The organism is Pseudomonas sihuiensis (assembly GCF_900106015.1).
Classification (GTDB): Bacteria; Pseudomonadota; Gammaproteobacteria; order Pseudomonadales; family Pseudomonadaceae; genus Aquipseudomonas; species Aquipseudomonas sihuiensis.
Genome location: NZ_LT629797.1, coordinates 1,697,278 through 1,719,435 on the forward strand (window position 1 = coordinate 1,697,278; position 22,158 = coordinate 1,719,435).

Sequence of the window (22,158 nt, forward strand, 5' to 3'; positions counted from 1 at the left end):
GAAATAGGCCAATTTTTTATCGAAACCGGATCGTTGAATATTTTGCACGGACACTAGCCGGCCATTTTCAACTCAGGTAGCATCGGATCATTCGTAAAAAATAAAGAACAGAGGTTCAAGATGGCGCACACGGCATATCCACAATCCTATTACGCCGCTTCAGCCAACCCCGTCCCGCAACGCCCTACCCTCCAAGGCGAAGTGGAAACCGATGTGTGCATCATCGGTGCGGGTTACACCGGCCTGTCCACTGCACTGTTTCTGCTGGAAAACGGTTTCAAGGTGAGCATTGTTGAAGCGGCCAAGGTCGGCTTCGGCGCATCGGGTCGTAACGGCGGACAGATTGTCAACAGCTACAGCCGCGATATCGACGTGATCGAACGCACGGTCGGCCCCAAGCAAGCACAACTGCTCGGACAGATGGCCTTCGAGGGCGGCCGCATCATTCGTGAGCGCATCGCCAAGTACGACATCCAGTGCGACCTGAAGGATGGCGGCGTGTTCGCCGCGCTGACCAGCAAGCAGATGGGCCATCTGGAATCGCAGAAGAAACTGTGGGAGCGCTACGGCCATACCCAGCTGGAGTTGATGGACGCCAAGCGTATCCGCGAAGTGGTCGCCACCGACAACTATATCGGCGGCATGCTGGACATGAGCGGCGGCCATATCCATCCGTTGAACCTGGCGCTCGGCGAAGCTGCCGCTGTCGAGTCGCTCGGTGGAGTGATCTACGAACAGTCTCCAGCGACTCGCATCGAGCGTGGCGCCAACCCGGTGGTACACACCCCGCAAGGCCGTATCAAAGCCAAGTTCGTGGTCGTCGCAGGTAACGCTTACCTGGGCAACCTGGTGCCGGAGCTGGCGTCCAAATCGATGCCGTGCGGCACCCAGGTGATCACCACCGAACCGCTGTCCGATGAAGTCGCCGCCAGCCTGCTGCCGCAGGACTACTGCGTGGAAGACTGCAACTACCTGCTCGACTACTACCGCCTAACCGGTGACAAGCGCCTGATCTACGGCGGTGGTGTGGTGTATGGCGCACGCGATCCGGCGAACATCGAAGCGATTATCCGGCCGAAAATGCTCAAGACCTTCCCGCAGTTGAAGGACGTGAAGATCGATTTCGCCTGGACCGGCAACTTCCTGCTGACGCTGTCGCGCCTGCCGCAGGTCGGTCGTATCGGCGACAACATCTACTACTCGCAAGGCTGCAGCGGCCATGGCGTCACCTACACGCACCTGGCGGGCAAGGTGCTGGCGGAAGCGTTACGTGGTCAGGCCGAGCGTTTCGATGCGTTCGCCGGGTTGCCGCACTACCCCTTCCCGGGCGGTCGCCTGTTCCAGGTACCGTTCAGCGCCATTGGCGCCTGGTATTACACGCTGCGCGACAAACTTGGCGTGTAATCCCGCCATAAACGAAAACGGCGCCCTCGGGCGCCGTTTTCTTTTGCATCACGGACAGGCCGGTAAGGCCTGACACTGCCCACCAGAACCACTGGCTTTCGGCGGTGCGGCGAAGCGCCCATCCTCCGGCGCCAGACGCTGTGCGCAGGCCTGGGCCTGCTGCGCCTCAGCAGCACAGCCCTGCTCACCCAGTACTTGCGACAGGTTGAACCAACCCGCAGCAAAACCCGGCTCGCGCTTGAGGCTCTCACGCAACGCCTGCTCGGCGCCCTTGCGGTCGCCATCGGCGTAGCGGCTGTTACTCAGGGCGAACCACGGCAATGACTGCTCCGGCCAGGCCTCGGCGGCGCGGCGATAGGCGCGCCGAGCCGGCTGAGCATTGCCGGTTTGCTCAAGGTCGTTGGCAGCCTTCATCCAGACATGCATGTCGGCCTGTGCCGGCAAGCGCTCCGGAGGCAGGGTCACTACCGCCCAGCGCCCACCGCGCGCCCAGGTTCTGTCGAAGCTGTTGAAGCTGTCTTCGAGCCTGCGCGTGGTGGCCGAGCGCAAAATCAGCGTGCGCTCGCGGCGGTCGTAACCCACCACCACCGCGAAGTGCCATTGCGGATACCAGTCGAATGCCAGGTTCTGCAGCACCAGCACCGGGTTGCCGGCGGCCACCTCGGCGAGCACCGCCTCCAGGCGTGGCTGCAGCGGATACACCAGCATTTCGTGATTGCGTGCGGCGGCGACCATCTCCACCTGCAGGCTGCCTTCACGGCTGGGGATGTAGACCTTGTCCTTGAGCGCACCAGGCGTGGTCAGCACGCCACGCTGGTTGAGCATGGTGGCCAAGGCGGCCGGGCCGCACTGATAGGCGTCCTGGGGGAAGAAGGGAACGTCGGTGAGCTCCACCCGCTCAGGCAAACGCTCGCCCACCGGTGATAACACCGGGGAGCGAGCGCAGGCTGTGAGTAGAACGATCGATGCGATACAGCAGAGGCGAATCAGCGATTTATGCATTTGACGAAATTGAAGATGTTGGTGGCGCACAGCATATCAGTGATGATGAAGATCACCAGAAACAACACGATGATGCCGACCACACCCGCACCGGCTGGTGCCTGATCCAACTGCTGGTTGAACTGCGCCAGTTCGGCCGGGGTCAGGCTCGCGATACGTGATTCGACCTGATCACGGTCGACGCCCATCGATACCAGTTTCTCCTTCACCTGCTCGTCATCGAGCATGGCCATCAACTGTTCCTGATCCACCTTGTGCTGCTGCTCGGCGATCACCTCGTGAGTGCCGACCATCGCCGCATTCGCGGCAGGAATCTGGACCACCAGCAGCAGGTGAAACAGCGCGGTAATAGCCGCCAGACGGCGCATAACGGGGTTCATGGAAATTGTCATTGTGGTTATCTCCTGAGGGACGAGGTAGCCAATAGACAGCATCCAAATCGCTCAGGTTCACTCCACCAGTCTGCGCGCGTTCACGTTTCCATCAAAAGCTGACTGAGCACCGCACGCAGCTTGCCCGGCTTGACCGGTTTGTTCAGCAAAGGCGCACCCAGCGCCTGCAATTCGCGACGACAGTCATCGCTGCGATCGGCGCTGATGATCAGCGCCGGAATCGGACTGGAAAACTCATCACGTAGCTGCTGAATCACCTGACAACCGAGCACCCCGTGATCGAGGTGAAAATCCGCCAGAATCACCTCTGGCGCCCTGCCCTGCAGACGCTGCAGGGCCTCGCTCAAATCGACCGCCGTGACCACCTCGCAGCCCCACTGCCCGAGCAGCGCCTGCATGCTGTGCAGGATGTCGACTTCGTTATCGATCACCAACAGGCGCCTCCCCGGCAGGGGATTGCCGAGAACCGGTTGCGTCGCGGATTGTGCCTGGCGCCGCGGAGCCTCCTGCGCCAGCGGCACGCGTATACTGAAGACCGAACCACGCCCTGGCTGCGAGTACACCTGCACCGGGTAGCCCAGCATGCGCGCGATGCGCTCGACAATGGCCAGCCCCAGGCCGACACCCTTGCGCTCGGCCGCACGCCCGACCTCAAGCTGGCTGAACTCGAGAAAGATCTTGTCCAGTTGATCGGCCGCGATGCCGCGGCCGCTATCCCACACCTGTAATTCGACGAAAGCGCCACGCCGACGTGCACCAAGCAGCACGCCGCCACGCTCGGTGTAGCGGCAGGCATTGCTGAGGAAGTTGCGCAGGATGCGCGTCAGCAAGCGGAAATCGGTATGCACCGCGCAATTGGCAATTCGCGCGCGTAGGCGCAAACCGCTGGCCGAGGCCACACCTTCGAACTCGGACGCCAGCGGAGCGAGCAACTCTTCAAGGCGATAGACATCGAGATCCGGCTTGATCGCCGCCTGATCCAGCTTGGAAATATCCAGCAGATCCGCCAGCAGATCTTCGGCGCCTTCCAGGGCCAGGTGGCTACGCTCCACCAGGTTCTGCTCGGCACTCGGTAATTCACGCTCACGTAGCGTGGAGATCAACAAGCGCGCCGCGTTAAGTGGCTGCAGCAAGTCATGACTGGCCGCGGCCAGGTACTTGTCCTTGCTGCGGTTGGCCGCTTCGGCCGCGTCGCGCGCTTCGCGCAGGGCCAGCTCGATGCGCTCGCGCTCCTCGATCTGCCGCTGCAGATTGCGGTTGGATTCGAGCAACTCGAAGGTGCGCGCAGCGACGCGGCGCTCCAGTTCGTCATTGAGTTGTTGCAGGCGCTGCTGCGCCTGCTTGCGCTCGGTGATATCGGCGACGAAGCCTTCGAAGATGCCCTCGCCTTCAGGCTTGAGCAGCAGGTTCATCAGCACGTCGATGGTGCTGCCATCGCGCCTGCGCAGGCGCGTCTCGTAGCCGAGCAGAGCCTGGCCCTGGCTAAGCCCCTGGCGAATCACCTCCAGCTCGTCGAAGCCGCCGACGAACAGGTGCCGAGCCAGATCGCCCGGCGACCATAGCACCTGCTGCGGGTCGTCATAACCGAGCATGCGCGCCATCGCCGGATTGGCCGCCAGTACACCGTCCTGCAGGCTGGCCTGGATGATCCCGTGCACGGCGTGTTCGAACAGCCATTTATAGCGATTGCGCTCGACTTCCAGCTCTTCCAGGCGCGCCAGCAGCTCGGGGTAATGACTCTTGCGCGCCGACTGGCTGCCGAGCCCCAGCAGCCCGGCAAGCGCTTCGTCAGAGCGCCTCGCCATACACCACCTCGACGTCACGCTGGGTCGATTCACGCGGGTTGGTGAGGATGCACGGGTCGTCCATCGCATGGCTGGACAAGAACGGAATGTCAGAGGTACTGACGCCGTGCAGGCTGAGCGTCTCGCGAAAGCCCATGGCGTGCTTGAAGGCAATCAGGTGCTCGACCAGACGCTGGCGAATCTGCGCATGGTTGAGCCCACGGCAGTCGATGCCGAGGGTTTCGGCGATGACCTTGAAACGCTCCGGCGCCGCACTGTAGTTGAACGCCACCACGTGCTCGACCAGCACTGCATTGCACAGACCGTGCGGCAAGTCGAGGTAGCCACCGAGGCTGTGACTCATGGCGTGCACCGCGCCAAGGATCGCGTTGGAGAACGCCAGACCAGCCTGCATGCTGCCAAGCATGATCTTCTCGCGCAGGGCGATGTCGCCCGGGTTGGCGATCATCTGCACCAGGTTGCCGTTGATCAGGCGCATGGCTTCCAGCGCATGCGGATCGGTCAGCGGGCCGTGGCCAGTGGAAACGAACGCTTCGATGGCGTGCACCATGGCGTCGATGCCGGTGCAGGCCGACAAGAACGGATCCATGCTCAGGGTGGTTTCCGGATCGATCAGCGACACGTCCGGCACCACTGCCTTGCTGACGATGGAGAACTTCATCCGCTCCTGCTGGTTGGAAATGATCACGAACTGCGACACGTCGGCCGACGTGCCGGCGGTGGTCGGGATCAGGATCAGCGGAGGGCTGGGCACGCGAATGGTGTCCACGCCTTCGAATTCGAGAATGCTGCGACCGTGGGCGACGACGATGCCGATGCCCTTGGCGCAGTCCATCGGGCTGCCGCCACCGACCGCGACGATGACGTTGCAACCCTCGCTGCGATACAGCTCGGCGCCCTCCATCACCTCTTCCACGCGCGGGTTGGGCGACACCTTGGTGTACAGGCAGTAGGCGATGCCCTGGACCTGCAGGCTCGCCTCGACATCGCCAGCCCAGCCCGCGGCGACTACACCGGGATCGGAGACGACCAGCACCTTGCGTGCACCGAAGGTCTTGGCGTAATTGCCGACGTTATGCCGGGAGCCGGCGCCAAAGATGATCTCGGGGGAAACGAACTTTCGCAGCTGATTCAATTCGTGGCTCATACAACGGCCTGAAATTTATTGTTATGGAATGGCGATCAGCCTACTGCATTGCCGGGTTAATGCAATGCGACCTGCGATCAGCTCAGCCGCTGATAAAAGGCATGCTCAGCGCGCAGAGCCTCGGCCAGGTTGGTGGCTTGACGGAAACCGTGGCGTTCCTCGGCGAACAGGTGGTATTCCACCGGGAAACCGCGCTGACGCAGTGCCTCGATCATGCTTTCGGTCTGGCTCGGCACCACCACCGCATCCAGTGCGCCCTGGAAGAAAATCACTGGTGCCTTGATCCGTTCGGCCTGCAACAAGGGTGTGCGATCCCGGTAGCGCTCGGCATCCTGCTCGGGGTCGCCGATCAGCCAGTCGAGATAATCCGCCTCGAACTTGTGGGTCAGCCGGCGCAGCGCCAGCGGGTCGCTGACACCATAGAGGCTGGCGCCGCCACGTAACTGCGGCAGCTCGGCCAGAGCACGCAGCGCGCTGAAGCCGCCAGCACTACCACCGCGCACGAACACACGTTGCGCATCGATACGGCCATCACCGGCCAGTGCGTCGATGGCGGCGCGGATGTCCTCGACTTCCAGCTCGCCCCACTGGTCAGCCAGACGCAACCGATAAGCACGACCGTAACCACTGCTGCCCCGGTAATTGAGGTCGAGCACGGCGAAGCCGCGCAGCGTCCAAAAGGCGATACGCGGATCGAACACCGGGTAGCTGGCTGAAGTCGGCCCGCCGTGCAGGAAGATCAAAAGCGGCGGGCGCTCCCCGGTTGATGCAGGCGAGTAGAAAAAACCATGGCTGCGTTCGCCCTCACCGACCCCACAGCTGAATGGCTGGGGTCGTGATAGCTGTGCTTCCGCCAGCGGCTGCTCGCCGCCAGCCAGCATCTGCAATGCGCCATCGCTGCGGCGAATGGCAAGCACCGCTGGCAGACGATCAGGAGCGGCAGCGATGCAGTAGAAATGTTCGTTGTCGGCAGCCAGGCTACGGAAACGCGTAAACCCTTCGGCCAACAACCGCTCCGCCTTTGGATAGGGTGTCGCGGGGCCGCCCAGGCTGTGCGCAACAATTGTGTTGTCGCCGAGATCGCTGGTGCGCGCAGCGCACCCTACCAGAACGCCTTTGCCTTGCTCGAAACGCGTCAGTAAAAGCTCGCCGTTTTCCAGCGGCAGATAGGTTCGACCGCCCAGTTGCCAGGGCGCTGGCGCGTGATCATAGGGCTCGGCGTGCAACGTTGTGTCGCCATCGACGCAACAGGGTTGCCACCACCCTGCCTTGTCGCTCAACACCCACAACCGGCCCCGGGCATCGAACCGCGGCTGCTGCAGGGCCTGATCGCTGCCCTGCCCGGCCAGCACCCGAGTGCGCTCGCCGGACTCACGCTGGCACAGGCGCGTGGCGATCCAGGGCTGATGTGGTCGATCCCATTCGATCCAGGCAAGACGCTGGCCAGTGGGGTCAGCCACCGGCGCCGCATAGAAATCGGCACCCTCGACCAGTACCTCACGCTTGCCGTTCAGACCGATGCGCACCAGGCGATGCACCGCCGCGCCGCCTTCATGACTTTCCTCCACAGCCAGCAACGCCTGCCAGGCGGGCACGAAGGACAGGTCGCCATAACGGCAGTGGGAGTGACTGGTGATCAGGTAGGGTGCGCCGTACGCACCGCCGTCCAAGCCGATATCGATACGATAGACCTGCTGATCACGCTCATTGACGAACGCCACGCCATGCTCCGTGGCACAGCAAGCGCCACCGCCGTACTCGTAGACGCGGCTGCGCACGGAGAACCCTGGCGGGGTCAACTCACACACCACACCGTTGCGGCAGAAGAACAGCCCGCAACGCGCCAACTGTGGGTCGAATGCCACCCACAACACGCCACCGTGGGCAGCGTGCAGTTCGGCGAAGTCGGCACTGGCGGCTGCAGCCTGCTCGGCGCTCCAGATCGCGTCAGGATCGGTGCGCACGGCGCACCCTACGCTTTGCATATGATTCGTGAGGCCTTCTCGTTGCGATACTGCAGTTCACCCAGCCCAAGCGGTGCTTCATCGGCCTGCTGACGTGCAGCGAGAATAACGCCATGGTGCGCCGACTTGCTGCATACCGGGTCGGCGTTACTGGCATCGCCGGTGAGCATGAAGGCCTGGCAGCGACAGCCGCCGAAATCCTTGTCCTTCTCGTCGCACGAACGACACGGCTCGGGCATCCAGTCGTCACCGCGGAAGCGGTTGAAACCGAAGGAATGCCGCCAGATATGTTCGAGACTGTGCTCGCGCACGTTGGGAAACTGCACCGGCAACTGCCGCGCGCTGTGGCAAGGCAGCGCCGTGCCGTCAGGGGTGATGTCGAGGAACAGGTTGCCCCAACCGTTCATACAGGCCTTGGGGCGCTCCTCGTAGTAGTCCGGGGTGACGAAGATCAGCTTGCACGGGTGGTTCTCGGCCGCCAGCTTGTCGCGCCACTGATTGGTGATGCGTTCGGCGCGCTCCAGTTGCGCGCGGGTCGGAAGCAGCCCGGCTCGGTTCAGCTCGGCCCAACCGTAGAACTGGCAGGTGGCGAGCTCGACGAAATCCGCCTCCAGCTCCAGGCACAGTTCGATGATGCGCTCGATATTGTCGATGTTGTGCCGGTGGGTGACGAAGTTGAGCACCATAGGGTAGCCATGGGCCTTGACCGCGCGGGCCATCGCCAGTTTCTGCGCGAAGGCCTTCTTCGAGCCCGCCAGCAGGTTGTTCACTTCCTCATCGGCAGCCTGGAAGCTGATCTGGATATGATCGAGGCCGGCATCGGCGAACTCGGCGATACGTGCTTCGGTCAGGCCGATGCCGGAGGTGATCAGGTTGGTGTAGTAGCCCAGGCCGCGCGCCGCTGCGATCAGCTCGGCCAGATCCTGACGCACCAGCGGCTCGCCACCGGAGAAGCCCAGCTGCGCCGCCCCCAGTCCACGGGCCTGGCGGAATACCTCGACCCATTCGGCGGTCGACAACTCTGGGCCCTGCTGGGAGAAGTCCAGCGGGTTGGAGCAGTACGGGCACTGCAGCGGGCAGCGGTAGGTCAGCTCGGCCAGCAGCCACAGCGGTGGCCCTGGTTCATGACCTGCCTTAGCGAAGCTCGATCCAGAACTGGGCATGGGCCACCTCCATGAAGGCAAGAATGTCCTCGTCGATACCGGGCACATCGGGGAAGCGCTGGTGCAGGTTGCCGATGATCTCGGCCACCGAGCGCTTACCGTCGACCTGCTGGAGAATCTCGCCCGCACTGTCGTTGAGCTTAATCATGCCTTCCGGATAGAGCAGCACGTGGCAACCCTGGGCCGGCTCGAATTGCAGGCGGAAGCCGCGGCGGATAGCGGGTACGCTGGGGGGCAGGATGACAGCTGTCATTGTTCAGACTCCTCACTGGTGCGCGCGGCGCACCCTACAAAGGACTCGGCCGTAGGGTGCGCCGTGCGCACCAACACATCGAGGTTCATAGCTCGATTCCCCGGTGCCAGACGCGCTCGTTGGTCACGGTGTGATACGGCGGACGCTGCAGCTCGTAGGCCATGCTCATGGCGTCGAGCATGCTCCACAGCACGTCGAGCTTGAATTGCAGGATCTGCAGCATGCGCTCCTGCGCTTCGCGCGTGCGGTAGTGTTCGAGGGTGATGCGCAGGCCGTGTTCGACATCGCGGCGCGCCTCTTTCAGACGCTTGCGGAAGTAGTCGTAGCCGGTGGCGTCGATCCATGGGTAGTGCTGCGGCCAGGCATCCAGGCGCGACTGGTGGATCTGTGGGGCGAACAGCTCGGTCAGCGAACTGCTGGCCGCTTCCTGCCAGTTGGCGCGACGAGCGAAGTTGACGTAGGCATCGACGGCGAAGCGCACGCCGGGCAGCACCAGCTCCTGCGACAGCACCTGATCACGGTAGAGACCGACGGACTCGGCCAGGCGCAGCCAGGCCTCGATACCGCCCTCTTCTCCGGGCGCACCGTCATGATCGAGGATGCGCTGAATCCACTCGCGCCGGGTTTCGCGATCCGGGCAGTTGGCGAGGATCGCCGCATCCTTCAGCGGGATATTGACCTGGTAGTAGAAGCGATTGGCCACCCAGCCCTGGATCTGCTCGCGGGTGGCGCGCCCTTCGTACATGGCGCGATGGAACGGGTGATGGATGTGATACAGCGCGCCCTTGGCGCGCAGCGCCTGCTCGAACTCGGCAGGGGTCATGGCAGGTTGGCTCATCAGTATCTCCGATACGCGTTGCGTAGGGTGCGCCGTGCGCACCAGCATTCTTTAAGGTCCGCGCGACCTGAACGGCCCCGAACACCCTACAAAACGATGCTCATGCCATCGAACGCGACCTCGATGCCGTGGGCGTCCAGTTCGGTGCGCTCGGGCGAATCCAGGTCGAGAATCGGGTTGGTGTTGTTGATATGGATAAGGATCTTGCGCGCGGACGGCAGGCCGTCGAGCACCTCGATCATGCCGCCAGGGCCGCTTTGGCACAGGTGGCCCATCTCACTGCCGAGCTTGTCGCCCACCTCACACACGCGCATCTCGTCGTCACGCCACAGCGTGCCATCGACCAGCAGGCAGTCCGCGCGGCGCATCCAGCCCAGCAGGTGCTCGTCTACCTGGCCCAGGCCTGGTGCGTAGAACAGGCTGCGGCCGCTGCGACGGTCCTCGATGAACAGGCCGATGTTGTCCCCCGGGTACGGATTGCCGCGATGCGGCGAATACGGCGGCGCGCTGCTGCGCAGGGCAATGGCGGTGATGCTCAGCGCCGGACAGGCGGGAATGCTGAAGGGTTTTGCATCCAGCTCGATCAACTGGTGCTGCAGGCCGCCATTCCAGTGGCTGAGCATGTTGAATAGCGGAAAACCGGTGGTCAGGTCCTGATGCACCATCTCGGTACACCAGACCTGATGCGGGCAGCCTTCGCGCAGGGTAAGCAGACCGGTGCAATGGTCGATCTGGCTATCGAGCAGGACGATGCCGGCGATGGCGGTGTCACGCAGCTTGCGCGCTGGTTGCAGCGCCGGAAAGGCCTCGATCTGCGCACGGATGTCCGGCGAGGCATTGCACAGGATCCACTGCTCACCGTCATCGGAAATGGCGATGGACGATTGCGTGCGCGGCTGCGCCCGCAGGGTACCGGCACGCACGCCGCGGCAGTTGCGGCAGTTGCAGTTCCACTGGGGAAAGCCGCCGCCAGCGGCGGAACCGAGAATCTGGATATGCATGGAAGTCACCAGCGGGGATGCCCCGGACGAGCCGGGGCCAGGAGCGATCAACGGTTGGCGAAATACATGGTCACTTCGAAGCCAATGCGCAGATCGGTGTAGGCGGGTTTAGTCCACATGATGCGGTCCTCTTGTTATGAAGCCGGGGCATTCCGGCAACCCCATTAAGCCCCCGCCAGGCAAGAGGCCAAATGGTACTTTGGGATGAATCGGCACTGGCATTGGTAGGTGACGCTATCAGTAGGCATGCCTCACGCCTGGAAGGTTCCAGTCATCGCCTGGCCTGAAACATGCGCCAATAAAAAACGCGGCCGAAGCCGCGTCGCGATAAGGATCTGCTGCCGTTCAGGCCCATGGCTGCCTGCAGATCCACCCGGGTAGGGTTGTTCGCCTGGCAAGAGGCGGCGCACCGGAGCGAGCGCGCCACCTTTGGTACATAGCCGGCTCACGATCTTGCGAGCTAGAGACCTACAAGGCAGAAGCAGGTGAGGAAGCGGAGTGTACTTTTGTACATGAGCATTCCGAGCCTGCTTCTAACGCAGTAGGGCCGACGCGCAGCAGATCGTGTGCTGGCTATCAGAAGAAGCCGAGCGGATTAATGTCATAGCTCACCAGCAGGTTCTTGGTCTGCTGGTAGTGGTCGAGCATCATCTTGTGGGTTTCACGGCCGACGCCGGACTTCTTGTAACCACCGAAGGCGGCATGCGCCGGGTACAGGTGGTAGCAGTTGGTCCATACGCGGCCGGCCTTGATTGCGCGGCCCATGCGGTAGGCGACGTTCATGTCGCGGCTCCACACGCCGGCGCCGAGGCCGAACTCGGTGTCGTTGGCAATCGCCAGGGCTTCGGCTTCGTCCTTGAAGGTGGTCACACCGATCACCGGACCGAAGATTTCTTCCTGGAACACGCGCATCTTGTTGGTGCCCTTGAGCAGGGTCGGCTGGATGTAATAGCCGCTGGCAAGGTCTCCTTGCAGTTGCTCGGCCGCACCGCCGGTGAGCACCTGGGCGCCTTCCTGCTGAGCGATTTCGAGGTAGCTGAGGATCTTGTCGTACTGCTGCTGCGAAGCCTGGGCGCCGACCATGGTCTCGGTGTCCAGCGGGTTGCCACGCTTGATCTGTTTGACCTTCTTCAGTACTTCGACCATGAAGGCGTCGTAGATCGACTCCTGCACCAGGGCGCGCGACGGACACGTGCACACCTCACCCTGGTTGAAGAAGCCCAGCACCAGGCCTTCGGCAGCCTTCTCGATAAAGGCCGGCTCGGCGTTCATGATGTCGGCGAAGAAGATGTTCGGCGATTTGCCGCCCAGCTCGACGGTGCTCGGGATGATGTTCTCGGCGGCGCACTTCATGATGTGCGAACCCACTGGAGTCGAACCGGTAAAGGCGATCTTGGCGATGCGCTTGCTGGTGGCCAGCGACTCACCGGCTTCGCGGCCGAAGCCCTGAACGATGTTGAGTACACCCGGTGGCAGCAGATCGCCGATCAGCTCGGCGAAAAGGGTGATCGACAGCGGCGTCTGCTCGGCCGGCTTGAGCACCACGGCGTTGCCGGCAGCCAGGGCCGGCGCAAGTTTCCAGGCGGCCATCAGCAACGGGAAGTTCCACGGGATGATCTGCCCAACCACGCCCAGCGGTTCGTGGAAGTGATAGGCCACGGTGCCTTCGTTGATCTCGGCGGTGCTGCCTTCCTGGGCGCGGATGCAGCCAGCGAAATAGCGGAAATGGTCAGCGGCCAGCGGCACGTCGGCATTGAGGGTTTCACGCACGGCCTTACCGTTGTCCCAGGTTTCGGCCACGGCCAGCAGCTCGAGGTTGGCTTCGATGCGGTCGGCGATCTTCAGCAGGATGTGCGAGCGCTCCTGCACCGAAGTCTTGCCCCAGGCGTCGGCGGCGGCATGCGCGGCGTCCAGCGCCTTGTCGATGTCGGCAGCGTTGGAACGGGGGAATTCGCCGATCACCGAGCCATCGACTGGGCTGGTGTTGCTGAAGTACTGGCCGCTGAGCGGAGCGACGAACTCACCGCCGATGTAGTTGCCGTAGCGTGGTTTGAGGGTGACGACGGCGCCTGCGGTACCCGGTTTCGCGTAAATCATGATGCTGACCTCTCTTGTTGTCGGAGCCCGCTGCCAATCGGGGAAGCGAGTCATGGTTCGATCTTAGGAAGCCCCCGAAAACCTCGGTATGCGCCCATGGCATAGATCACCTAGTCATTTGGTAGTAGAGCTGTCTGGCACGGGCTTTTGGCAGCGAGGCACGAGGCTGTGGAAGCTAAAGGCTAGACCCGTTGGCCTGGTCTTGCGTTCCCGACCAGAAAATTTCGCCCGTGGTATGTCGCAGCAGCTCAGCGCTGGCAGGCAGGCGCCAGAAACGACGATGGCCGGACAGAGTCCGGCCATCGTCTGACACCTCAAGCGATCAGCGCTTGGCCACCAGCTCCTTCGGCAGCTTGAAGGTCCAGAGCATGCCGCCCTGGTTCAGGTGCTTGACGCGCTTGGCCACCTCGCCACCCCACAGCGGTACCGCACCACCCCAGCCGGACAGCACCGAAACGTACTGCTCGCCGTCCATTTCCCAGGTCACGGGCGAGCCGATCACGCCCGAGCCGGTCTGGAATTCCCAGACTTTCTCACCGGTCTTGGCATTGAACGCCTGCAGGTAGCCTTCCGGGTTGCCGGTGAACACCAGGTTGCCCTTGGTGGTCAGCACGCCGCCCCACAGCGGCGCGTAGTTCTTGTGGCGCCAGACTTCCTTGCCGGTTTTCGGGTCGATGGCGCGCAGCACGCCGATGTATTCCTCGTTGAGCGGCTTGATGGTGAAGCCGGCACCCAGGTAGGCGGCGCCCTTCTTGTAGGCGATATCCTCGTTCCAGATGTCCATGCCCCACTCGTTGGACGGCACGTAGAACAGGCCGGTGTCCTGGCTGTAGGCCATGGGCATCCAGTTCTTCGCGCCGAGGAAGGCCGGAGCGGAGAACACGCTCGTGCCCTTCTCCTTCGCGCTAGGCGAGCCCGGACGGTTGCTGTCGTCGTAGATCGGCCGGCCGTTCTTGTCCAGGCCTTTGGCCCAGGTGATCTTGTCGACGAAGGGGAAGCCACGGATGAACTTGCCGTTGGTGCGATCGAGCACATAGAAGAAGCCGTTACGGTCGGCAGTGGCCGCAGCCTTCACGGTCTTGCCGCCTTCCTGATAGTCGAAGGAGATCAGCTCGTTGACGCCGTCGAAGTCCCAGCCGTCGTGCGGCGTGGTCTGGAAGTGCCATTTGATGCTGCCGTCGTCCGGGTTCAGTGCCAGGCGCGACGAGGAATAGAGGTTGTCGCCAGGACGCAGGTGCGAGTTCCACGGTGCCGGGTTGCCGGTACCGAAGAACAGCAGGTTGGTGTCGGCATCGTAGTAGCCGCCCAGCCAGGGCGCGGCGCCGCCGGTCTTCCACAGGTCGCCCGGCCAGGTCTTGCCGGCCTCGCCACCGCTGATACCGTTCTCGACGGCCTTGCCGTCCTTGTAGACGTAGCCCATGTGACCTTCGACGGTCGGGCGACTCCAGAGCAGCTCACCGTTCTTCGGATCGTAGGCTTCGATCTTGCCGACCACGCCGAACTCACCACCGGAGACGCCAGTGATCAGCTTGCCGTTGACCACCAGCGGCGCCGCGGTGATGGAGTAACCCGCCTTGTGATCGGCGACGTTCTTGCGCCATACCACTTTGCCGGTGTCCTTGTTCAGCGCCACCAGCTTGGCATCCAGGGTGCCGAAGATCACCAGGTCGTCGTACAGGGCGACACCCCGGTTGATCACGTCGCAGCAGGGGCGGATATCGTCTGGCAGGCGCGCTTCGTACTGCCACAGCTCACGCCCGGTGCGCGCATCGACGGCGAACACCCGCGAGTAGGAAGCGGTGACGTACATCACCCCGTCCTTAATCAGCGGCTGCGCCTGCTGACCACGCTGCTTCTCGCCACCGAAGGACATGGTCCAGACCGGGCGCAGTTCCTTGACGTTCTGATCGTTGAGGATGTTCAGCGGGCTGTAGCGCTGGCCCTGCAGACCGAGGCCATTGGTGACGATCTCGTCGGTGGTGGTGGCGTCCTTGAGAATCTCGGCGTCGGTGACCGCCAGCGCGGCGGCGGACGGCAACAGCATGGCGGCACAGAGTGCGGTGAGGAGGAAAGGCTGGCGAAGACCGGCGTGTTTCATTGCGGCTACCTCTGCGGGTTCATTGTTATTGCCGGGAAATTTTCCCGGTCTGCCGCAAATTCTTGGCTCACCCGGGTCACCCAACAATTGCACCCCCAGCCGATTTTCCTCGTTCCTTGGTAGCAATACCTGCTCCACAGGCCATGATCATGACGATTGCGGCGGCCCCGGCTTTGCCCGACACTTGGCCGCCCGCACATTCTGATCGGAGACGCCCGTGCCCCACCCTCGCCAGGAAATTCTCAACCATCTCGATGCACTGGACTGCACGGTCTATCGCCCCGACGAGCAGGACCCGGATGCCGAAGAGCAGGACCTGGGCGACGCCAAGGTGCTGATCACCGGCGCCTTCGAGCCGCCACAGGAGTGGGACGCGCACCAGCGCGAGGACTACTACGGCGAGGAAGATCCCACGCACTTCGTCAGCGCCCATATCGAATGCCTGGCCAAGCCAGCCACCCGGGAATTCTTCATGCCCGACAGCGGTGACTACGTGGCCGTGCAGTCCAGCCAGGGCGACGTGGTGATGTATTACGTCTACGACCACGAAGAGACCGAGCACGGCCGTCATTACGTGCTGATTCGTGATGACGAAGAGCTCTGATCGCTGAGAGTGGGAGGCGCTTCAGCGGCGACTCTTTTATACGCAAGTCGCGGCTAAAGCCCTTCCCACAGGGTATTTCCAGCACATGCTGGTGCGCGCAGCGCACCCTACCAAGCCGTGGCGACGTTCGCGTAGGGTGCGCCGCGCGCACCGATGACACCCCAGGTTTCTAATCCTGACGATCAACCCGCCCCATGGCATTGAGCTCGTAGCGCGGGTAGAGGTGGCTGACGCTGCGGATCAGCTCGTAGCGCGACAGGTTGACCTGGGCGAAGCGCTCAGGGATGGGCGCGCGGATCAATTCGTTCATCTCCGCGCCCTGCTCCGCCCCCTGACGCAGCATGCCATCGAGCCAGCCCAGGTAATCACGCATCTGCACGAACGGCGCCGCATCGGTGGTCACCGGGCCATGGCCGGGCACGATCTGCTTCCAGGGCATTGCTTCGAGCCGATCCAGATCAGCCAGCCACACGTCCAGCCCCGGGCTGTTCGGTGTGGTCAGCGCGCGCTGGTAGAACAGGATATCGCCGGCAAACAAGACGCCCGTGCGCTCGTCGAGAATCGCCAGATCGGCACCGGTGTGGCCACGCAGCGCCAGCAGTTGCAGGCGTCTGCCGCCTATCTCCAGCGTGCCTTCCTGCACGTCCTCGGTGGGCAACACCACTTCGGTACCTCGCATCCAGTCGCCGACCAGGCGGTACATGTTCTCCGCCATGGCATCGCCCTGCTCGGCCAACAACCCTGTGGTCTCGGGTAGCGCCGCGATAGGCACCCCGGCGAAAGCCTGGTTGCCGAGCACATGATCGGGGTGATGGTGAGTCAGCAACACGCGCACCACCGGTTTGCCGGTGGTTTTCTCGATACTCTGGCGCAGCGCCTCGCCGTAGCGGCGCGACGGGCCGGTATCGATCACCACCACGCCGTCAGCGGTTTCGATGAAGCCCACGTTGACGATATTGCCGCCGTTGTCCGCGGCGAAATTATCGGTGCTGCCTTCCAGCAACCAGACGCCGTCAGCAATCTGCCGGGGTTGCAGGTGGTAGTCGAGCGCCTGGGCAAACCCGGTACCGAGAGCCAGCAGAAACAGTATCCAGCGCATGCTTTTCTCCTCGAAATCGGCCTGAGCCGCGAGCTTCGCCCCGAGGCGGGGCTCCTACAGACTGGGCGAGCATTGTTGGTTCTTGTGGGAGCCGCGCCCCGCGGCGAATAGAACCGTCGTCAGAACGCGGCCTGGAATTCGTTGCCGTTGTTGTCGCGCAGCCACAGCTCGGCGTGCCGATTGCCGCGCAGGTCGAAGCTCAGCGTCGGGTTCTCGCTGACCGCCGGAAACAGCTCGATGCGCCCCAGCACCTGGCCATCGGCATCGCGCAGCTCGGCTTCTTCGATGTAGAACTCGGGGATGCCGCCGACCAGGCCGTTGTCCATCGGGTGCGACACCTGCAGGCGCAGCCGGCTGTCCTCACCGCGTACGAAGCGCTTGCCCAACACTTGGCCCAGGCGCTCCTCCCAGCCTGCCTCGGCACGCACTACGCTAGGCGCGGTACAGCCGCCACCCGCCGCTTCGACGCGGGCCGAGCCGATATGCCAGACGCCATCGTCGGTCAGCACCGCCGCGCGAATCGGCGTGGCCTGCTCGACACGGATACGAATAGCCAGACTCGGTTCCAGGTGGTCGCCGGGGGCGAAGTCGAGAATACGCGGGATCGGGTTGAGCTCGGCCCAAGCCAGAATGCGCTTGACCTTGCCACGGTAGGCGCTGGCGTCGATCTGGATCGGCACCTGGCGCGCATCCTCGGCGAATGGCGGCACCTCGAGGCGAATCTTGTCGTCGAATACGAAGGCCTCACCGTTGAGCAGACGCTGGTGGTAGTAGTCCCACATCACCGAGGTGACCGGATCGGGCGCGGCGGCCCGCGCTTCCCAGGCCCAGGCAAACAGGGCCAGCAACATCAGGCTACGCCAATCCATCGCCCACCTCCGGCTCGACTCTTATTGGTATTGTTCTGGCTTCTCGTAGCGCAGCCCGTAGCGCGCATACAGGCGCTCGAGCGAGCCGTCGAGAATCAGGGTTTCCAGCTGTTCTTCCAGGGCATAGGCCAATTGCCGATTGGTTTCGTGCACCGCCATGCCGATTTCCCAGATCTGCCGGCCCATGTCCGGGTAGGCGTTCTCGGCCAGCGCCAGTTGCGGGTCATCGGCCTCGTGCAGCAGCCAGTCCACCTCGCCACGCAGCGCCATCACCGCATCCACTTCACCACCCTGCATGGCCGCAAAGGCCAGCTTCGGCGTTGGGTAATGGCGGGTTTCCTGGCTGAGCATGCCGCCCTGCACCGAACTCAGGTAGAACGAGGGCACACTCTCGACTTCCACGCCCACCGGATGCTGGCGCAACGCAACGATGCTCGCCACCTCGGCCAGCCGCCGACGGTCGAACGCCAGCTGCCAGCGCTCGCGCTGATAGGGGCCGAACATCACCACGCGTTCGTTGACCAGCTCGCCCAGCTCATTGCGCATCTGCGCGTAGTCACGGTCGTATGGCACACGCAACATCACATCGGCCAGCTGGCCCTGCGCGGTCACCCGACCACGCCAGATGTAGTCACGCAGGTCGTCGTCAAGCTTTTCGCCTGGCGGCGCCCACATCACTTCCAGCTTCAGCCCAAGCCCTTCGGCCAGCGCCTTGGCCAGCTCGTAGTCGACGCCACGCGGCTGACCGTCCTGCTCGTAGCTGTAGGGCGGGAAGTTCTGGTACAGCGCCACGCGCAGGATGCCCGACTCGGTGATGCGGTCGAAGTCGCGCACCTGCGCCTGGGCAATGCCCAGGCCTAGCAGCAGGCCACACAGGAGGATCAGCCGGCGCATGACGCGAGCGCTTATGAAGAAATCGTCGTGAGCGATGTCAGGTCGCGCTGGGCCTGCGCGCAGCAAGCGGAATGTATTGAAATACATGAGCATTGCGAGCACCGCCGAAACGCGAGATGCCGAGCGCAGCAGATTTATCATCAAGCGCTTACTCCTCGACGTGCACGCTCTCCAGATAGGTACGCACCGCCCACAGCGCTTCCTGGCTGAGGAAGTCGGCCATCTTCGGCATGTACACACGGCCATCGCGCACCGCACCGTTGATCACCCGTTCCTTGTACCACTCGTCACCCATGGCACCCAGCTCGAGCAGGCGCAGGTCCGGGGCGATACCGCCGGACTTGGCTTCCAGGCCGTGGCAGGCGGCGCAGTTCTGGTTGTAGGCAGAAGAGCCGATCTCGATGGCGCGCGGGTTGTCGCGATAGGGGTTCTCGTCCAGCCATTGCTCACCGAGCGGTTCCAGGCCATCGGTGTTCACCGCCTGCGGTACCACATCACCGTGCGCCCAGAGGTTGGTCGATGCGGCGAGCAACAGCAGCGCCAGGGCGGATTGGATCTTCTTGTTCATGGCTAGGACCTCATCTAATGCACGCAATACAGCCCATAAAGAGCTCGTGGCGACCATCTTAGAAAGGCCGTGCAACGCGCCGAATGCTGCTTTGGTGGTCGCGTTCTAGTCCCTTGGTAGTAGGGCTTGTGAGGGGGTGTTGGCGATGCCTTGGCAGCAAGGCCAAGTCATGGGCCGACCGGGAAATCCTCCCGGCAAAGGCGGGAGTTTTTCCGTAGGCGCGAAGGTGGCCGGGCACCACCATCGGCTTGCCTCTGCTGGACATCCCCGGAACCCAGTTTTCGCGGTGTCACTGCAGCGACCTACCACCTCCAATGGGAAGCACAACGATGACAACAAGAAACCTACCCAGCACCCCGCGCCCTCTGGCGCTTGCCCTGATGTTGGCCGGCGGCCTGGCGCTGAGCCAGGGCGCATTCGCCAAGCCGGTCACCTGGGAAGACATCGCCAACGACCACACCACCACCACCAATGTGCTGCAGTACGGCATGGGCACCAACGCCCAGCGCTGGAGCCCGCTGGCTCAGGTGAACGCCGAAAACGTGTTCAAGCTGACCCCGGCCTGGAGCTACTCCTTCGGTGACGAGAAGCAGCGCGGCCAGGAGTCCCAGGCCATCATCCACGACGGCGTGGTCTACGTGACCGGCTCCTACTCGCGCGTCTTCGCTCTCGATGCGAAAACCGGCAAGCGCCTGTGGACCTACAGTCACCGCCTTCCCGACGACATCCGCCCGTGCTGCGACGTGGTCAACCGCGGCGCCGCCATCTATGGCGACAAGATCTACTTCGGCACCCTCGACGCCCGCGTCGTAGCGCTGAACAAGGACACCGGCAAGGTGGTCTGGAACAAGAAGTTCGGCGATCACTCCGCCGGCTACACCATGACCGGCGCGCCGACCATCGTCAAAGACGGCAAGACAGGCAAGGTGTTGGTGATCCACGGCAGTTCCGGTGACGAGTTCGGCGTGGTCGGCAAGCTGTTCGCCCGCGATCCGGATACCGGTGAAGAAGTGTGGATGCGCCCCTTCGTCGAGGGCCATATGGGCCGCCTGAACGGTAAGGACAGCACCCCGACGGGCGACGTCAAAGCGCCGAGCTGGCCGGATGATCCCAACCACCCGACCGGCAAGAAGGAAGCCTGGAGCCAGGGCGGCGGTGCGCCGTGGCAGAGCGCCAGTTTCGATGCCGAGACCAACACCATCATCATCGGCGCCGGCAACCCGGCCCCGTGGAACGGCTGGGCACGCACCAGCGACGGCGGCAATCCCAAGGATTACGACAGCCTGTACACCTCCGGTCAGGTCGGCGTCGATCCCACCACCGGCGAAGTGAAGTGGTTCTACCAGCACACCCCGAACGATGCCTGGGACTTCTCCGGCAACAACGAGCTGGTGCTGTTCGACTACAAGGACAAGGACGGCAAGGTCACCAAGGCCACCGCCCACGCCGACCGCAACGGCTTCTTCTACGTGGTCGACCGCGCCAACGGCAAGCTGAAGAACGCCTTCCCCTTCGTCGACAAGATCACCTGGGCCAGCCATATCGATCTGGAAACCGGTCGCCCGGTCGAGAACGAAGGCCAGCGCCCGCCGAAGCCCAAGCCCGGTGAAAGCAAGGGTGAAGTGGTCGAAGTCTCCCCGCCGTTCCTCGGCGGCAAGAACTGGAACCCGATGGCCTACAGCCAGGACACCGGCCTGTTCTACGTCCCGGCCAACCACTGGAAAGAGGACTACTGGGCCGAAGAGGCGCATTACAAGAAGGGCTCCGCCTACCTGGGCATGGGCTTTCGCATCAAGCGTCTGTTCGACGACCACGTCGGCATTCTGCGCGCGATGAACCCGACCACCGGCAAGGTCGCCTGGGAACACAAGGAGCGCCTGCCGCTGTGGGCCGGCGTGCTCGCCACCAAGGGCAACCTGGTGTTCACCGGCACCGGCGACGGCTACTTCAAGGCCTTCGACGCCAAGAACGGCAAGGAGCTGTGGAAGTTCCAGGTCGGCACCGGGATCATCTCCCCGCCCGTCACCTGGGAGCAGGACGGTGAGCAGTACATCGGCGTGACCGCCGGTTACGGGGGCGCCGTGCCGCTGTGGGGCGGCGACATGGCCGACCTGACCAAACCGGTCGCTCAAGGCGGCTCCTTCTGGGTGTTCAAGCTGCCGAGCTGGGACAAGGCCAGCGCCCAACGCTAAAGGCCCAACGCATGGCGCACCTGAGTGCGCCATGCACGCTACCTGTGGGAGGGGCTTTAGCCGCGACTGCCTCACCCATCATCCCATTCGAGGACTCGCCATGAACTACCTGCCCCTGCTTATCCCGGTCCTGCTACTGGTAATCGGCAGCCACGCCATCGGCGCCGAAACCCAGAACGACGGCGTGCCGCAGATCAACGGCTGCCGCATCGAACCCGACAGCAAATGCCCCAACGCCAACCTGCGCGGCGCCGACCTGCGCAACCTCGACATGCGCCGCATGGACCTGTCCGGTGCCGATCTTTCCGGCGCCGACCTGCGCCACGTCAACCTCGACCTGGCCAACCTGGAGAAAGCCAAGCTGCGCGGCGCCAACCTGACCCGTGCCAGCCTGCAACAGAGCAACCTGCGCCTGGCCGACCTGTCTGGCGCCAGCCTGGTGGCCATCAGTGGCTGGGCCCTTTTCGCCCAGGCTGCGCAATTCGAAGGCGCCGACATGCGCGCCGCCAACCTGGAATTCGCCCGCCTCTCCGGCGCCAAGCTGCACAACGTCCAGCTGCAGGCGGCCAACCTGGAAATGACCTGGTTGAGCAAGGCCGACCTAAAGGGTGCGCATCTGGAAGATGCCAACCTGCAGGAAGTGAAACTCAGCGGCTCCAACCTGGAAAACGCCAACCTCACCGGCGCGCGCACCCGCTTCGGCAACTTCCAGGACGCCAACATGCCCGGCTGCGTGCAATGCCCCAAAGGGTGGGATTGAGCCCGCTC

The 22,158-nt window shown here is 63.4% G+C and carries 20 protein-coding genes; 4 read left to right on the top strand and 16 right to left on the bottom strand.

Annotated elements, in window-relative coordinates:
- The first annotated feature begins 120 nt into the window (after nt 1–120).
- The gene (locus BLT86_RS08010; RefSeq protein ID WP_017676596.1) at nt 121–1,404 is read left to right on the top strand and encodes an NAD(P)/FAD-dependent oxidoreductase; all 1,284 of its coding nucleotides are present in this window, start codon (nt 121–123) and stop codon (nt 1,402–1,404) included.
- Between the two features lie 48 nt (nt 1,405–1,452).
- Here BLT86_RS08010 and BLT86_RS08015 read toward each other — a convergent pair whose 3' ends face one another.
- The 12 genes from BLT86_RS08015 to BLT86_RS08070 all read right to left on the bottom strand — a co-directional run bounded on the left by BLT86_RS08015 (nt 1,453) and on the right by BLT86_RS08070 (nt 15,164).
- Complete coding sequence (locus BLT86_RS08015) at nt 1,453–2,406, bottom strand: PA2778 family cysteine peptidase (RefSeq protein ID WP_186351536.1); 954 nt, start codon at nt 2,404–2,406, stop codon at nt 1,453–1,455.
- Nucleotides 2,391–2,798, bottom strand: coding sequence for a PA2779 family protein (locus BLT86_RS08020; RefSeq protein WP_021490532.1), 408 nt, complete (start codon nt 2,796–2,798; stop codon nt 2,391–2,393). Before BLT86_RS08020 ends, BLT86_RS08015 begins: the two co-directional genes overlap by 16 nt.
- 80 nt (nt 2,799–2,878) lie before the next feature.
- On the bottom strand, nt 2,879–4,603 hold the full coding sequence (locus BLT86_RS08025) for a hybrid sensor histidine kinase/response regulator (protein WP_017676593.1): 1,725 nt from the start codon (nt 4,601–4,603) through the stop codon (nt 2,879–2,881).
- Nucleotides 4,587–5,750, bottom strand: a complete 1,164-nt coding sequence (gene ercA / locus BLT86_RS08030) for an alcohol dehydrogenase-like regulatory protein ErcA (protein WP_017676592.1) — start codon at nt 5,748–5,750, stop codon at nt 4,587–4,589. The genes BLT86_RS08025 and ercA overlap by 17 nt, the downstream gene beginning before the upstream one ends.
- Before the next feature lie 77 nt (nt 5,751–5,827).
- Nucleotides 5,828–7,735 carry a S9 family peptidase gene (locus tag BLT86_RS08035; protein WP_092375902.1) on the bottom strand — a complete coding sequence of 636 codons (1,908 nt, stop codon included), beginning with the start codon at nt 7,733–7,735 and terminating at the stop codon, nt 5,828–5,830.
- The gene (gene pqqE / locus BLT86_RS08040) at nt 7,723–8,877 is read right to left on the bottom strand and encodes a pyrroloquinoline quinone biosynthesis protein PqqE (protein WP_092375905.1); all 1,155 of its coding nucleotides are present in this window, start codon (nt 8,875–8,877) and stop codon (nt 7,723–7,725) included. The genes BLT86_RS08035 and pqqE overlap by 13 nt, the downstream gene beginning before the upstream one ends.
- Nucleotides 8,849–9,130 (bottom strand): pyrroloquinoline quinone biosynthesis peptide chaperone PqqD, encoded by a 282-nt coding sequence (gene pqqD / locus BLT86_RS08045; RefSeq protein ID WP_075748160.1) that lies wholly within the window; start codon nt 9,128–9,130, stop codon nt 8,849–8,851. Before pqqD ends, pqqE begins: the two co-directional genes overlap by 29 nt.
- An 85-nt stretch (nt 9,131–9,215) precedes the next feature.
- The gene (gene pqqC, locus BLT86_RS08050; protein WP_092375907.1) at nt 9,216–9,968 is read right to left on the bottom strand and encodes a pyrroloquinoline-quinone synthase PqqC; all 753 of its coding nucleotides are present in this window, start codon (nt 9,966–9,968) and stop codon (nt 9,216–9,218) included.
- Nucleotides 9,969–10,054: 86 nt separating this feature from the next.
- Complete coding sequence (pqqB, locus tag BLT86_RS08055) at nt 10,055–10,969, bottom strand: pyrroloquinoline quinone biosynthesis protein PqqB (protein ID WP_017676587.1); 915 nt, start codon at nt 10,967–10,969, stop codon at nt 10,055–10,057.
- A 47-nt stretch (nt 10,970–11,016) separates the two neighbouring features.
- Complete coding sequence (gene pqqA, locus BLT86_RS08060) at nt 11,017–11,088, bottom strand: pyrroloquinoline quinone precursor peptide PqqA (protein ID WP_003243383.1); 72 nt, start codon at nt 11,086–11,088, stop codon at nt 11,017–11,019.
- 457 nt (nt 11,089–11,545) lie between these two features.
- On the bottom strand, nt 11,546–13,066 hold the full coding sequence (exaC, locus tag BLT86_RS08065; RefSeq protein WP_017676586.1) for an acetaldehyde dehydrogenase ExaC: 1,521 nt from the start codon (nt 13,064–13,066) through the stop codon (nt 11,546–11,548).
- 322 nt (nt 13,067–13,388) lie between these two features.
- The gene (locus BLT86_RS08070) at nt 13,389–15,164 is read right to left on the bottom strand and encodes a methanol/ethanol family PQQ-dependent dehydrogenase (RefSeq protein ID WP_021490539.1); all 1,776 of its coding nucleotides are present in this window, start codon (nt 15,162–15,164) and stop codon (nt 13,389–13,391) included.
- 217 nt (nt 15,165–15,381) lie between these two features.
- Here BLT86_RS08070 and BLT86_RS08075 point away from each other — a divergent pair, with 217 nt between their 5' ends.
- The gene (locus BLT86_RS08075) at nt 15,382–15,768 is read left to right on the top strand and encodes a hypothetical protein (protein ID WP_092375910.1); all 387 of its coding nucleotides are present in this window, start codon (nt 15,382–15,384) and stop codon (nt 15,766–15,768) included.
- Between the two features lie 169 nt (nt 15,769–15,937).
- Here BLT86_RS08075 and BLT86_RS08080 read toward each other — a convergent pair whose 3' ends face one another.
- From BLT86_RS08080 to pedF, 4 genes are all read right to left on the bottom strand, one after another.
- Nucleotides 15,938–16,867, bottom strand: a complete 930-nt coding sequence (locus tag BLT86_RS08080) for a quinoprotein relay system zinc metallohydrolase 1 (protein ID WP_092375913.1) — start codon at nt 16,865–16,867, stop codon at nt 15,938–15,940.
- Nucleotides 16,868–16,986: 119 nt separating this feature from the next.
- Complete coding sequence (locus BLT86_RS08085; protein ID WP_045735411.1) at nt 16,987–17,736, bottom strand: quinoprotein dehydrogenase-associated SoxYZ-like carrier; 750 nt, start codon at nt 17,734–17,736, stop codon at nt 16,987–16,989.
- A 21-nt stretch (nt 17,737–17,757) separates the two neighbouring features.
- Nucleotides 17,758–18,630 (bottom strand): substrate-binding periplasmic protein, encoded by an 873-nt coding sequence (locus BLT86_RS08090; RefSeq protein ID WP_092380370.1) that lies wholly within the window; start codon nt 18,628–18,630, stop codon nt 17,758–17,760.
- Nucleotides 18,631–18,778: 148 nt separating this feature from the next.
- Complete coding sequence (gene pedF / locus BLT86_RS08095; protein WP_092375915.1) at nt 18,779–19,198, bottom strand: cytochrome c-550 PedF; 420 nt, start codon at nt 19,196–19,198, stop codon at nt 18,779–18,781.
- A 329-nt stretch (nt 19,199–19,527) separates the two neighbouring features.
- On the opposite strand from pedF, the gene exaA reads away from it, so the two are divergent.
- A complete protein-coding gene (gene exaA / locus BLT86_RS08100) occupies nt 19,528–21,390 on the top strand; it encodes a quinoprotein ethanol dehydrogenase (protein WP_079783513.1) in 1,863 nt (620 codons plus the stop codon).
- A gap of 100 nt (nt 21,391–21,490) precedes the next feature.
- Nucleotides 21,491–22,150, top strand: a complete 660-nt coding sequence (locus tag BLT86_RS08105; protein ID WP_079783512.1) for a pentapeptide repeat-containing protein — start codon at nt 21,491–21,493, stop codon at nt 22,148–22,150.
- Nucleotides 22,151–22,158: the final 8 nt, after the last annotated feature.